This window comes from Methanolacinia petrolearia DSM 11571, assembly GCF_000147875.1.
Classification (GTDB): domain Archaea; phylum Halobacteriota; class Methanomicrobia; order Methanomicrobiales; family Methanomicrobiaceae; genus Methanolacinia; species Methanolacinia petrolearia.
Map to the genome: position 1 here is coordinate 2078562 of NC_014507.1, position 13180 is coordinate 2091741.

Annotated in this window: 13 protein-coding genes; 4 read left to right on the plus strand and 9 right to left on the minus strand. The window is 46.1% G+C overall.

Translation table 11 applies throughout. From position 1 onward, the window contains the following. Nucleotides 1–490 precede the first annotated feature (490 nt). From MPET_RS10445 to MPET_RS10455, 3 genes are read right to left on the minus strand one after another with little or no spacing between them, the layout of a single operon-like run. Nucleotides 491–1687: a hypothetical protein gene (locus MPET_RS10445; RefSeq protein WP_013329995.1), complete on the minus strand. Its 1197-nt coding sequence runs from the start codon at nt 1685–1687 to the stop codon at nt 491–493. Between the two features lie 49 nt (nt 1688–1736). Then, nucleotides 1737–3512, minus strand: coding sequence for a ribosome biogenesis/translation initiation ATPase RLI (locus tag MPET_RS10450; protein ID WP_013329996.1), 1776 nt, complete (start codon nt 3510–3512; stop codon nt 1737–1739). Nucleotides 3513–3542: 30 nt separating this feature from the next. Further along, the gene (locus MPET_RS10455; protein WP_187287554.1) at nt 3543–3935 is read right to left on the minus strand and encodes an EMC6-like membrane protein; all 393 of its coding nucleotides are present in this window, start codon (nt 3933–3935) and stop codon (nt 3543–3545) included. 18 nt (nt 3936–3953) lie between these two features. On the opposite strand from MPET_RS10455, the gene rqcH reads away from it, so the two are divergent. Further along, entirely contained in the window at nt 3954–5864 is a 1911-nt protein-coding gene (gene rqcH / locus MPET_RS10460) for a ribosome rescue protein RqcH (protein ID WP_013329998.1), read from the plus strand. After that, nucleotides 5864–6889 (plus strand): mRNA surveillance protein pelota, encoded by a 1026-nt coding sequence (locus MPET_RS10465; RefSeq protein ID WP_013329999.1) that lies wholly within the window; start codon nt 5864–5866, stop codon nt 6887–6889. Before rqcH ends, MPET_RS10465 begins: the two co-directional genes overlap by 1 nt. A 70-nt stretch (nt 6890–6959) precedes the next feature. Here MPET_RS10465 and MPET_RS10470 read toward each other — a convergent pair whose 3' ends face one another. After that, nucleotides 6960–7307, minus strand: a complete 348-nt coding sequence (locus tag MPET_RS10470; protein ID WP_048130824.1) for a hypothetical protein — start codon at nt 7305–7307, stop codon at nt 6960–6962. Nucleotides 7308–7592: 285 nt separating this feature from the next. Between MPET_RS10470 and MPET_RS10475 the strand changes: the two genes are divergently transcribed. Beyond that, the gene (locus MPET_RS10475) at nt 7593–7859 is read left to right on the plus strand and encodes a hypothetical protein (RefSeq protein WP_013330001.1); all 267 of its coding nucleotides are present in this window, start codon (nt 7593–7595) and stop codon (nt 7857–7859) included. Between the two features lies 1 nt (nt 7860). Here MPET_RS10475 and MPET_RS10480 read toward each other — a convergent pair whose 3' ends face one another. Further along, nucleotides 7861–8574, minus strand: coding sequence for an FKBP-type peptidyl-prolyl cis-trans isomerase (locus tag MPET_RS10480; RefSeq protein WP_013330002.1), 714 nt, complete (start codon nt 8572–8574; stop codon nt 7861–7863). Between the two features lie 55 nt (nt 8575–8629). Between MPET_RS10480 and cyaB the strand changes: the two genes are divergently transcribed. Further along, nucleotides 8630–9160 (plus strand): class IV adenylate cyclase, encoded by a 531-nt coding sequence (gene cyaB, locus MPET_RS10485; protein WP_013330003.1) that lies wholly within the window; start codon nt 8630–8632, stop codon nt 9158–9160. Nucleotides 9161–9742: 582 nt separating this feature from the next. Here cyaB and MPET_RS10490 read toward each other — a convergent pair. From MPET_RS10490 to MPET_RS10505, 4 genes are read right to left on the minus strand one after another with little or no spacing between them, the layout of a single operon-like run. After that, nucleotides 9743–10387: a metallophosphoesterase family protein gene (locus tag MPET_RS10490; RefSeq protein ID WP_013330005.1), complete on the minus strand. Its 645-nt coding sequence runs from the start codon at nt 10385–10387 to the stop codon at nt 9743–9745. Nucleotides 10388–10447: 60 nt separating this feature from the next. After that, on the minus strand, nt 10448–11587 hold the full coding sequence (locus MPET_RS10495; protein WP_013330006.1) for a TIGR04013 family B12-binding domain/radical SAM domain-containing protein: 1140 nt from the start codon (nt 11585–11587) through the stop codon (nt 10448–10450). Between the two features lie 12 nt (nt 11588–11599). After that, the gene (locus MPET_RS10500) at nt 11600–12730 is read right to left on the minus strand and encodes a TIGR04084 family radical SAM/SPASM domain-containing protein (protein WP_013330007.1); all 1131 of its coding nucleotides are present in this window, start codon (nt 12728–12730) and stop codon (nt 11600–11602) included. Between the two features lie 31 nt (nt 12731–12761). Beyond that, the gene (locus tag MPET_RS10505; RefSeq protein WP_148222222.1) at nt 12762–13163 is read right to left on the minus strand and encodes a DUF126 domain-containing protein; all 402 of its coding nucleotides are present in this window, start codon (nt 13161–13163) and stop codon (nt 12762–12764) included. Nucleotides 13164–13180: the final 17 nt, after the last annotated feature.

The following is a 13180-nucleotide window of genomic DNA, read 5'->3' on the forward strand; positions in this document are numbered from 1 at the left end:
TTTTCCATTGCCGTATTACTTACATACCTTACTTGGGCGACCCCGTCACCGGCGGCCAGGTCCGCCGGACTGCCCCTACCCAGGGGCCTTACCTTAAGATAGCTCTCTCACGGCACGCTCAGGGGACCGGCAAGGGTCCCCTAAGCTGTTGAATTTGTTTTTATTCCTTCCGTACACACCATGAGTTTACCGCGTCCCGCCGCTCAGGGGATTCTTGTCTATCCCCTGTGCGGCCTATCACAATTGAGAGGCCCCGAGGTCGGGGCCGATCCGCGAACCTGCTGTGCGGTTCGCGGCGAGGGGTTGTCAAAGATGTACTTTTGGATTATCTGTTTAGAGTTGTTTAATTCCCTCATAACGGCATACAAAGCTGGTGTCAAATGTTTATGAAACAAAGATTCTATTCGGAGTATCACAGACTGAAAAAAAGTTCAATATTCAATTATCGGTTTAAATAAAATTCAACTTTGAGAAAATTTCAGCAGGTTGTTTATTCCTGTATTTTGATTACCTGCATCGCGTATTTGTCAATGGATTCAAAAAATGCATTCTTAGAAGTCTTATGTCTCAGAATATCATCATCGGAGAATATATCGTTCATAAGATAATCAAGTGCAACCAGGTAGAAATGAAGGGATTTAAACCTCTTCTTTAACTGCTTGAACTGGAGTTTTGCCTCACGCTGCTCACCACGCATAACGAATATAGCAAGATCGAATAACTGAACCAGGTAATTAGGCATTCCTTTTTCCAGCGCCTTGTCACGGAATTCATTGTAAGTACTCTTGCTGTTTGAAAGCAATGACAATTTGATTCCGTAATAGAACGGCTCAAGACTGTTCGGATTCTGCTGTATCATCTGTTTTACAATGCCGGCAGCGCCGACACCGTCTCTTTTTTCCAGTTTCAGGTAGAAATTCTCCCTCAGGAAGTCCTGATCATTATAGAACTTATCAACGGCATACGCAAGGAACTGAAGCCTTTTTTCTTCATTACCATTGTTTTTGGCCTTTTCGATCCCGATTTTTACGTACCACCGCTCATTAGGGAACCACTCGAGCGCTTTCTTAGTCATCAGCCAGAATGCACGGTCCATTGATTCCGTATCTTTAATATCCAACTGTTTGAAGCGGTTTACGGAAGGTTTTACCTTGGCCATCTCAAGGAGGGTCTCTCTTGCCTGAAGTTCAAGACGACTCGGCCGATCGTCTATTTCCCCGTGAAGAGCCTTCTTCTCATTTCCGGAGAGAGCGTAATAGCAGTAAGCAATATACATGCCTATCCTGGCATCGTACTTCCAGTAATCACTGAAATAATCAATCGCTTCCCTGTACCTGCCGATATCCATCATCTTGACGCCCGAGAGAATCCTCAGAGTGGATCTGCCGGATTTTTTCTTCTTGCATCTCAGGGCGTTGGATATTATTTTTTCGATGAATTCAACGGATTTAGCCTCGGGACTCGCTTTCATAATGCGAAAAGAGATATCGTCGATGAAATTGTCATATGAGTTGTTGTCAATATCAGGAAATGCATTATCGAGTGCAGACATTACATGGCCATAAAAAACAGGGATATTGGATGATATCTTATCCGGGTTGCTGTCGATGTATAAAAAAAGATCATTCTTCAGGACATCAACCTTTTCATACCTTATGGCATCCGTTAATTTCTCCCCACGAGGCATAATCCACCCTTCTTCCAGTTACAAAGGTTAAATTTATATAAACTTAAAATTATGTTTTTGATATTTCGGCATAATAGTAATCCCCGGCCGATCTCTGCTCCCTGTCAAGATAGCTGCCGGGTTTGTTGATTCTTGGTCTGCCGGTTTTGTCTCTCCTGAAGGTTACTCCCAGTTCTTTCAGGAAATGATTCATTCCCTCTCTCATATCCATAGGGCCAAGCGCCTTTCCTGAAATTCCGGGTTCACCGTCAAATACGAAGAGCCGCTCACTGATCATATCGATGACATAAATATCGTGGTCGATCACAAGAACACCCGAACCGGACGATTCCGCATGACGTTTTATGACTCTTGACAGGACCATACGCTGCTCTACGTCGAGATGGGCGCTCGGCTCGTCAAGGATGTAAAGATCAGCCTCCTTCGAAAGACACAACGCGATTGCCACCCTTTGAAGCTCTCCGCCTGAAAGCTGGGAAACGGATGACTGGAGGATCGGCTCAAGCGAAAGGGGCTCAAGGATTTCATGCTTGTAGTAATTGCTGTCGAATTTGTTCGTTGCCTGCCTGAGCATGAATTCAACTGAATCTGTGGAATCTGTTTTGATATACTGTGGTTTGTATGAGATTTTTACCGCGGATTCCATTTTCCCTTCATCGGGCTCCTCCAACCCTGCAAGGATCTTTGCAAAAGTACTCTTGCCTATTCCGTTCGGCCCGACAAGACCGAGGACTTCCCCGCACCTTATCTCACCTCCCCGGATGGTGAGTTCGAACTTTCCATCATAATTCTTTTTGAGTGCCGGAAAAGTCATAAGAGTCTCTCTTTTCACTTCACGGTTGTGCGAATAGGTCTCGAAGTTTACCGAATAGTCACGGAACCTGACGTTCTCCTCTTGCAGGAATCCTTCGAGGTACTGGTTGATGCCGACACGCACACCCTTGGGACGCGTGAGTATTCCGAATACCGAAGGCTTACCATAGGCGATATGCACGTTTTCTGCCAGCATATCGAGGATCGCAAGGTCGTGCTCTACGATTAGAACAGGCTTTTCAACAGAGAGCTCCTGGATCAGTTCTGCGGCAGTCATCCTCTGGTATATATCAAGGTAAGGAGTGATTTCATCAAGGAAATAGAAGTCTGCATTGCGGGAAAGGCATGCTGCAAGTGCAATACGCTGGATCTCTCCGCCCGAAAGTTTGCCAATATCACGATCGAGGATAGACTCAAGCTTCAGCTTTTGTACGTAATGCCCAAGTTTACCTCTTTCGTCGGTTGATTTCAGCAGATCGATTACTTTTCCCTTGAATACCTTCGGTATGAAGTCGATATACTGTGGTTTTATCGAGGCTTTCAGGGAGCCAGATGAGATCATCTTGATATAATCGAAAAGTTCCGTTCCTGCATAATGCTTAAGAACTGCATCCCAGGACGGATCTGTTTCAAAATCACCGAGATTGGGAATAATCTGCCCGGATAAAATACTGACGGCAGTACTTTTCCCGATACCGTTCGGCCCCAGGATACCGGTAACTTTTCCTTCGAGAGGAATTGCCATTCCATAGAGTGCAAAGCCGTTCTGCCCGTAGCGGTGTGTGGGGAATTCCAGCTCCTCGGGCAGGGTTACTATATCAAGAGCTTCAAACGGGCACTTCTTTACACAAATTCCGCAGCCTACACACAACTCTTCGGATATTACAATTTTCCCGTCTTCGCCGATAACTACGGTCTCGTCACCTGTACGGACCCTTGGGCAGTAGATGATGCACTCCTTTCCACATTTCTTCGAATGACATCGATCCTTATGTACAACAGCAATTCGCATTGATACCACCAGTAAAAATAATGTCCAAAATTATTGTAATGAAAGAAGAATCGTCCATGATATGAACCAGAAGGCAAAAGTCATGAATGCCTGGTAGAACCAGTCCTTTCCTCCCAGTTTGGTATAATCGATCTTAAACACCATGAAGATGTGTTTCTGGAATACTATTCCGGCAAGCAGAAACAGCCATCCGAGAATCGATAGACTTTCTCCGGGGGAAACCGACGGATTTCCAATTATGACATATGAAAGTATTCCGGTTAACATACCCATGAAGCAGGCGATGCCCGTCCTGAGCATGCGCTCCCTGTGGCCGTCGACCTTATCTGTGGGGCTTTTCTTTATTTCCTCTTCGTTATTGATATCCAGTTGTTTCTCCTCGACCATCGAGACACCAGTGATTATTTTTTGGTTTTCAGACAATATGTAGTTTGGTATATAATGGCAACCCAGCAGGGAATGAGCAGCATTGACATCAGGACAATGCTCTATGAAATAAGAGAAAGGTTACCCCTTTGGATCGGAAAGATCTACCAGTACAATACCAATTCCTTCGGTTTCAGGCTGAACGGGGAAGATAAATCCAAATATAATTTCCTGGTGGAATGCGGCAGAAGGGCACATCTCACAGATAATCTTCCGGATGCACCCCAGAATCCTTCGGGATACTCTATGTTCCTCCGGAAATATATCAGCGGGGGCAGGGTTCTGGATATAAAGCAGTACGGACTCCAGAGAATTTTTATTATTAAAATAGGTAAAACGGAAAAAGAATACAACCTGATATTCGAACTATTTAATGAAGGAAACGCCGTTTTGTGCGACGAAAACTTTATCGTCATAAATCCGCTGAAAAGACTGCATTTCAGGGACCGCGAGATCGTTTCCGGGACTGAGTATATCTTCCCGGAATCCGGTACTGATGACATTACGATTGAGAGCATAAGGACTGTACTTGAAAATTCAGAAAGGGATCTCGTAAGAACTCTTGCATCCAATTTTTTACTGGGAGGAAGATATGCAGAGGAGGTCTGCAGGACTGCAGGTTATGACAAGACAATGAACCCCGCTGAGGCCGAACCGCAGACGATCCTGAATGCAATAGAGGAACTTCTGTCAAGGGGCACGAATGCCGTCATCACGAAATCGGGATGCTGGCCATACCCGCTTCCGGGTGAAGAGCCGGTATCATCTTTTTCCAGCTTCAATGATGCTCTTTCGGCGTACTTCCCTCTCCCGCAATCGGCCGCGAAGGATGCAAAGAAAGAGAAACTCCCAAAGTCCGAAATTATTCGCAGAAGACAGCAGGAAGCGATAGTAAACTTCGAAAAGAAGATCGCCGAACTACAGGAGAAAGTGGATGCGATATATGAGAACTACCAGGATATTTCAGGGATCATAGACACTCTCAGGGATGCAAGTTCAAAATTATCATGGCAGGAGATCGAGGAGACACTCAAAAACAGTTCTCTTCCTGCGGCAAAATCCATCGTAAGGATCTATCCTTCAGAATCCGCAGTGGATGTCATGGCCGGCGGAAAAAAGGTAAAGATATTCATAAACGAAAATCCCGAAGCGAATGCGAACAGGTACTACGGAGAGATCAAGAAATACAAAAAGAAGAAGGCGGGCGCCCTCGTAGCGATGGAGAAGTTCATGCCGAAGGAGAAGCAGGCAAAAAAGAGGCAGGATTACAAACCCCAGAAGAAGAAATGGTATCATAAATACCGCTGGTTCGTTACAAGCGACGGTGTCCTCGTAATAGGTGGACAGGATGCAGGCAGCAACGAAGACATCGGAAAAAAATACCTCGAAGGCAGGGATTATTTCGTTCATGCCGACGTTCACGGCGGAAGCGTTGTTGTAGTTAAAGGAGAAACGGAGAATTGGGAAGAGGTTGCGGAATTCGCAGCATCCTACTCGAATGCCTGGAAAGCCGGCCATTTCAACTGCGATGTTTATGCAGCAAAACCCGAACAGGTCAGCAAGACCGCAGAATCGGGGGAATTCGTGAAGAGGGGTGCATTTATAATCCGGGGCGAGAGAAGATACTTCAGGAATATTGGCCTGAAGGTTGCAATAGGGCTTCAGCTTGAACCTGAACTTGCGGTAATCGGCGGGCCGGAGAGCGCTGTAAAAAAGACAGCCGCATACTATGCCGTGCTCCTTCCCGGAAAATTCGAGCCGAACGATACGGCCAAAAAAGTCCTGAGGGAACTGAAGAAGATGATCCCTGAAGAAGATATTAAGGATTTGAAGACTGTTCTCAATACCGAAAGCATAGCGGCCTTCGTCCCTCCTGGGGGATCGGATATTGTCGAAGTTGTGGACATGACAAAGGAGAACTCATAATGAAGGCCGAGTTCGGCGATATCAAGAACTCATTCGGAGAGATCAGGCTGTTTCCAGAGAACACAGACGATCTCTGGCATATCGGCCACATCATCAGGGAGAGCGACCTCGTCTTTGCCACGACCTTCAGGAGCCTTGACTCCGCAACCGACAAGGCAAGACCGGAAAAGATGGAGAAAAAACCTGTCCGTCTCGGTATAAGAGTCGAGAAGGTAGAATTTCATCACAATGCGAACAGGCTGAGGATCAGCGGAATCATCGAGCAGGGGCTCGATACAGGATTTCACCATACTATAAATCTCGAAGCTGGATTCGAGATCTCGGTTATAAAGAACTGGAGAAAGATCGATCTTGAGAGGATAGATAGGGCCGTTAAGGCGTCAGTGACAGGAGTAGTTCATATCGTAGCGATCGAAGAAGGCGAGGCCGAGATCTACAGGATACGGCAGTTCGGCCCGGAAAGATTTACAACGATCTCCGGGGGCTCGGGAAAGCGTGAAGGACTGGATATGCGAACAGGTTTCTTCGACGAGATCTTATCAAACCTTTCGAATGTTACGGGGCCGGTTGTCGTTGCCGGTCCTGGTTTCATAAAAGAGGATTTCATGAAATTCCTCGAAGGAAAAGACAGGGATCTTGCTTCAAGATGTGTGGTCGCCGATACAAGAAGGATAGGCAGGGGTGCAGTGCAGGAAGTCATCGGCCAGGGAATCCTTAACCGGATCTCGGAAGATATCCAGCTTGCCCGTGAAGTTTCATGCATGGATGAACTTATCGCCAGGATCTCATCCGGCGGCAATGCCGCCTACGGTATTGATGAGGTTGAAAATGCAGTAGCGATGGGAGCCGCAGACGAGGTGCTTGTAACGGACGAGCTGATAAGGGATTTACGGGTCTCCGAACTGCTCGACAAAGCGGAGAATATGCGTGCAAAGATAACTGTACTCTCATCAGAATTCGAACCGGGAAAACAGCTCGATGCTTTCGGCGGAATCGCAGTTCTGCTAAGGTACTCCATGGGCTGAATAACAACTGCTGAGTTTGCCGGTCCGGGGAAAAAATTAATTTGAATTTTTATTTACATGAAACTTTGTTTCATGAACGTTCTTTGGAATATACAAACGCGAGATAACCCCCGATAATTCCAAGGATGCTCCCCAGAAATCCCGACAGGAAGGGTATACTGATCACAGATGTTCCTGACAGTATAAAGACAAACGAGATGATATTGAGTATTCCAAAGAAGATTACGGCAAGACTGGCGTCCTTTACATCCTTTGCTATTCCGTTTTTCATTCTCACAGCAGAAACAACGACGATTATGCCAATTAAAACGAGTACGTATCCGGTAGACACTCCTGATATGGAATATGCTGCTCCCGATATCAGGAAAAGAAAGCCGCTTAAAAATGAAATCGCGAACGGGATTTTTATATCTGTCATGTTCATGCCTAAGCCTATGGTGTTTATTTGGCAATACGTATGAAAATACTATTCCTTTTTAATCAATAAGGAAGCAATGTCTGCCCTCTTAAAAAAGATCATTTAGGTTGTTACTTTGGAATTAAATCCGCACATTCCCACAAATCAATTTGATCTCATATTTCAACGAAATTACCGGGAGAAACGTTTATGAAACAAAGGTTTCATGGACTGTTTCATGTAAATCACAACGTGATTTTCATGTAAAAATGAAATCTTAATTAACCATTAACCGAAATTTCAATTATGTCAGAATCAGAAGAGACTAATTCACTGAGGATCGTAGCGGCCCTCATACTTGGCATAATATCAGGTGTGATTGTTTTTTTCATCATTGCACTCGTTCTGGGTTTTATTGAGGATACTTCGGGAATAAGAACCGGGATATCGGTCAATGTCGCCGACAATATCCTGAGTGCGGTGCTGATGTTTATTTTCATAATTGCAGGCATGGCATTCTTCTACTGGAAGGTAAAGAATACTCCTGCTTCAAAAGAAGAAATCGAAGATTAATTTATTCTTCGGCAGGTTCCGGGGACTCGGTTACGGGTTCCGGTTCTGCATCATTTTTAGGTTTTTTGAATGTTTCCTTGAGTTCTATCTCTTCGATACCATCTACATATTCGAAGATCTGGTGAACACACATTCCCTTGCCCATCATCCATCTCTGGTCGTAGGTAATTCCCGGCGGGAGGATGATCGTGAGCTTTCCATCTTCGAGAGTTGCCTCAAATTCACGACCTGTGAAGAGATCAAGAACAGATTCGGCTTTTTCTACAGGATCCTCGACAACTTCCTCGATTGTATACTTGTACTGGAGTGTCTTTCCGGCGAGCATGTGGTTGAAATCAACTACTGCACGTGAACCGATTACGTTTGTAACGAATCCCTGGCGGCCTTCTGAAGTCACACGCATTCCGACGGTGGGCTTCTCTTTGAAGTCCTTTACATTGACCGATTTTACAAGATTATCGTCCCTTTCGCCGTATGCCTTCTCGGGGGCGATTGTGATCTCGTACTCCTGGCCGATCTCCTTGTCGACAAGGTCTTCGTCAAGACCGGGGATTACGTGGTTCCCTCCGACACAAATTGTAATCGGCTTGTAGGTCTTCTCCTCGATATAGCTGCCGTCTTCCTTTGCGACCTCCTCATAGGTCGTATCGAAGATATTTCCGTCAACGCTGCCGGTATAATTTATTTTTACAAAATCGCCTTCTTTTATTGACATAAATACACCTGTCTATATTAATTGGTATTATGTACTTAATATAAGTGATATAGATATGTTTGAAGTAGAGGCCAAGATAAAAGTCGGTTCTACAGGCCCGATCAGAACCAGACTAATAGAAAAGGGAGCGGTATTCGATAAAAAAAGCAGGCAGACAGATACCTACTTCAACTCACCATTCAGAGACTTCGCCAAATCTGATGAGGCACTTCGGATACGCAGCGAGGACGGGTTTTCGGAGATCACATACAAAGGTCCGAAGGTCCAGGGAACCGGAGCAAAGGCAAGGGAGGAATTCAATGTCGAGGTTTCAGATCCAAAAAACCTGGCAGAAATTCTCACGAAAATCGGTTTTTATAGAAGTGCCGAAGTTTTCAAGACAAGAGAAGAGTTCAGGTTTATGGAGACAAACGTTGCTCTTGACAGGGTCGACAATCTCGGCGAGTTTGTCGAGATAGAGGTGATAACGGATGACAGGGAGTCCGCACTCGAAAAAATAGAAACGGTCAGGAAGGAACTTGAGATTACAGGAGATCATATTCCCGAATCCTATCTTGAGATGATCCTTGCCAAAGGAAATGAATAATTTTTTTGAGTAAGTGTCTTTTTTTTTAAAAGGGCATAAGCCCCCTCCGGGGGCAGCCCCAAACGCAAATTTTCGAGGAGCAGGAGGGGATGCTTGTCCATCCCTGACTGCGACCTATCGCAGTGAGGGGGAGGGTCATAGGGAGGGGGAACCCTCCCCCTTCCTATATAACAATAAAACCTGAAATTTTTCCAAACCATTGAAATTTAAAAAATATTTCCCAAAGGCAACCCTTGCGCAAGTTCGCTCCGCTTACGCTTCGCGAACACGCCCTAACCTCAGGGCTTTGCGCTTGCGATAGCCCGTCCTAGGCGCTACCCATTCGGGTAGCCCCGGCCGGGGGAGAAAACTTTTGGAAAACGTAAAACAAGGTATAATGGATAACCATAGATCATCCCCGATTTTGAAACGATAAAAAAGAAAATTCACGGAGCCGGAGGGATGCTTGCCCATCTCGACGGCGACTATCACGACGAGGGGGAGGGTTATAAGGAGGGGGAACCCTCCCCCTCCTTATATTTTGATCACAGAGTCAATTGAAAAATAAAAGATCTGAGCTAAAATATTAATTTTTAAAATAAATTAAACCGAAAGAATCTCGACCCTTATATCCTTCGGCTCATCGCCCAGGGTGACAATCGCACACTTTCCTTCGAATGCAGGGCCGGGATTGACAATTACCGTTCCGTCTACCTCCTTTATTCCCAGATCGTCATGGATATGCCCGCAGCAGACGAGATCGAATCCTTTCATATGCTTTCTGATGCTCGAACTTCCGACATTTGCATCACCTACACTGTCAAGCGTTCCTTCGGGTGGGGCGTGACAGACAAGTATATTGTGAACGTTATTCTTTGTTCCCTTCTTTGCCTTTGTTAAAATTTCATCAATCTCTTCTTCAGAGAGTTCAAATGGAGTCCCGAAAGGAGTCGGATTGGATCCCCCTATACCGACTAGAGTTATCTTGCCCAGCTCCAGCGACGAGCCATGAAGCGAAACCGCATTAGAATCTTCAAGATAATTAACAGTCTCCCTGCTGTCGCAGTTTCCAGGAACTGCAAAACACGGCACATCGATCTGTTCAAGCATTCCAAGCGCAGGTTCGAATGGACCGTCGGGATCGGTGAAGTCCCCGGAAATTATCACCATATCAGGGTCAAGTTCAAGAAAGGAATTTAATTTCCCATATTGACCATGAAGATCGGTCAGCACAAGGATTCTCATCATGGATTATTGTTCGTTTTCCCGATAAAAAAATCCTGCTATAATCACGAATCTTCGCCGGGTTCAAAGATCACCGGAAGCCTGTTTTTTCCCGAAGAAACGGGATTCGGCATCATGCCAGTGCCCTGTAACTTTCCCGGAGAGGGAAAGTTTCCCAAGCAGGGCGTTCACTTCCGGTATAAGTTCCGACGGTTCCGTTCCTGCAAGGGGAGTTCCAGGAAGCGGGGTGAAATAATGAGCATGGATCTTCCCGAAACGCGATACCCACCTCATCTGTTCGACAGTCGCCATCTGGTCTTCTTCTGTCTCGAACGGAATCCCGACAATATAATCCACAACAGGAGCAAAGCCTCTCTCGTGGCATAACTCAACGGCCCGAATTACATCATCACACGTATGACCACGGTGCAACAAAGAGAGAACCCTTTCGCTTCCCGACTGCGCCCCGAAATGAATCTTTTTATTAGCACAGTACTTTTCGATGAGATCGATTGCCTCATCGTTAATGAATTCGGGCCGGACTTCACTCGGGAATGTTCCAAGGTAGACATTCTGATCCTTTGAAAATGAAGAAAGAAGTTTTTCCACTTTCTCCGGCAGGAACTCCCTCCCGTTCGAGCCATAAGCAAGTGCATTGGGAGTAAGAAACCTCACATCCGTATAGATCTTTGATGCCTTCACGATCTCGTCGACCGATCTGTGCCTCATGCATCCCCCGAAGAGCCTCGGCGTCTGGCAGTACCCGCACCTGAACGGGCATCCACGTGAGATCTCGACCGCACTCTTCGCCTGCGTAAAAGGAGGATAATAATCGAGAAGAACGCATCTATCGTTTGGCGTGAATCCGGTTTTCGTCGCCACACCCGGCAACTGTTGCACTAGGAAATTATCAGCGTCCGACATTATCATCTTCAGAAGTTTAGGCAGGACATACTCTCCCTCGCCTACTACAACATAGTCTGCAACTTCAGCCATCTCCCCCGGAAGTGCAGACGGATGAGGACCGCCGACGATTGTAACGCATTTGGCATCCCTTATCTCGTCGATATAATGAGGAGCATCAACCGAATTCAGGCTGTATAAGGTAATATCATTCTCAGGACCGTCGGTTTCCCGGAGGATTATTCCTTCTTTTTCGCAGGCGGCATACAACACTGCAAAAGAATTTCTCGCCCACCTGATCTTCCTCCAGTTAACTATCATTAAACAAACGCCCTAAGGGATTATCTCACACCCGTTATATTTATTGATGCGGAAATCCTCAGCAGAGATTAAGCCCTGCCCGATCATCTCCTGTATTTCAGGAATCACCGATTCAACTGCCGATTTAAGATTTAAAACACTCCCGTAGACCAGCCGTCTTCCCTCTTCCGGCCAGGGGCGAATAACATTCGAATACAGGCACCTCCCACCGCAGAAACCCGCGATATCGCATTCCAGGCAGTCACCACCCGGTTCTGTCTTCTCCAGGTTTTTCGGATCGGAATCAAAGATATTTCCGGAGTAAAAGCCCTTCATCCCCACCATGCACGGGCAGGGAACGATGTTTCCGTCGGTCTGTATGGCATAGTTCATATGCCCCGCACCGCATCTCATAGGAGCAGGCGCCATACCGGAACCCGTAAGAATATCGTAAACCAGCCCGCAGAAAGGATACCACCGCGGAACGATTCCGGTCTCTCTTATAAGCTCAAGCCATTTTTTAGCAAGCCTGGCGATTCCCGGGTTGTAGGACTCTTCGATCCATTCACGAAATCCCGGCCTTTCGGAGTAATCATACCAGAAATTGGCATCCATCTGCCAGTGTATCGAACTGAATGTATAATCCTTGTTGTCTGCAAGGAAGGTTACCGACTCATATATATTCGTCTTCTCCGCAACGGTCATCCTCGCGACAATCTCACCTAAAAAACCGGAGTCATTGATATATTTGATAGACTCCATTAAACCGTCATATACTTCTTCTCCACGATAACCGTCTGTTGTTCTCCTGTCGCCGTCGATCGAGAGCAGTATAGTATCCAGTCTCCGGATGTACCCGGGAGGTAAGTTCCTGATCAACAGCCCGTTCGTATAAATGGAAAACCTGCATGAGGGCATCTTATCCATGAAACCCATAAGCAGATCCGGCCTCAGGGTCGGTTCCCCCCCATAGAACAGTATACCAGGCTCATCATCTTTTTTCAGGAATGAATACAGGTTCTCGGGGCTGTATTCAGGGGACGAGGGAAGCAAAACACACTCGTCACACGATTCCAAATCCGACTCACATGAGAAAAATTCCTTGCCACGGCAATAAGAACAGTTCAGGTTACACTCGTCGTTTACAATAAGGTGATAATACAAATTATCCTCCGTTTGAGGTTGTCAAATATTATTATTCTACAATAATTTCGCCGGTATCGCCGTTTACTGTTACGACTGAACCATCAGGAATCTCAGAGATCGGTTTCTCGGGTTTGTCCACCATGGGAATATCTGCGATTATTGCACCGACCGCGATAATCGTTTCAGCCTCAATATTTATTATGGCACTCGGGGCTTTCCCGTTTCGACGCAGGGCATAGATGATATAGGACCCGACAGTCGAACCTTTGCCGTGCGGAAACGCAAGCACCTTTCCCCCGATGGATTTGCCTTCTAGAGGGTGGCCTGATTCAATTACAATGCCTGTCTCGGGATCGACGCCGGATAAGAACGAGATCGCCTCACCGCTAACCAATAGTTCGCCGGTACCCTTACCCCCGGATATACCCCTGGCCATAATTGTAAAAGACATATCTAATAAATGTTGTA

Bases quoted from the DNA above. Each gene is read 5' to 3' on its own strand.
- MPET_RS10480 (WP_013330002.1), bottom strand. From the start codon at position 8,574: ATGTCAATAAAAGAAGGCGATTTTGTAAAAATAAATTATACCGGCAGC.
- MPET_RS10470 (WP_048130824.1), bottom strand. From the start codon at position 7,307: ATGACAGATATAAAAATCCCGTTCGCGATTTCATTTTTAAGCGGCTTT.
- cyaB (WP_013330003.1), top strand. From the start codon at position 8,630: ATGTTTGAAGTAGAGGCCAAGATAAAAGTCGGTTCTACAGGCCCGATC.
- MPET_RS10490 (WP_013330005.1), bottom strand. From the start codon at position 10,387: ATGATGAGAATCCTTGTGCTGACCGATCTTCATGGTCAATATGGGAAA.
- MPET_RS10495 (WP_013330006.1), bottom strand. From the start codon at position 11,587: ATGATAGTTAACTGGAGGAAGATCAGGTGGGCGAGAAATTCTTTTGCA.
- MPET_RS10505 (WP_148222222.1), bottom strand. From the start codon at position 13,163: ATGTCTTTTACAATTATGGCCAGGGGTATATCCGGGGGTAAGGGTACC.
- rqcH (WP_013329998.1), top strand. From the start codon at position 3,954: ATGGCAACCCAGCAGGGAATGAGCAGCATTGACATCAGGACAATGCTC.
- MPET_RS10445 (WP_013329995.1), bottom strand. From the start codon at position 1,687: ATGCCTCGTGGGGAGAAATTAACGGATGCCATAAGGTATGAAAAGGTT.
- MPET_RS10465 (WP_013329999.1), top strand. From the start codon at position 5,864: ATGAAGGCCGAGTTCGGCGATATCAAGAACTCATTCGGAGAGATCAGG.
- MPET_RS10475 (WP_013330001.1), top strand. From the start codon at position 7,593: ATGTCAGAATCAGAAGAGACTAATTCACTGAGGATCGTAGCGGCCCTC.
- MPET_RS10450 (WP_013329996.1), bottom strand. From the start codon at position 3,512: ATGCGAATTGCTGTTGTACATAAGGATCGATGTCATTCGAAGAAATGT.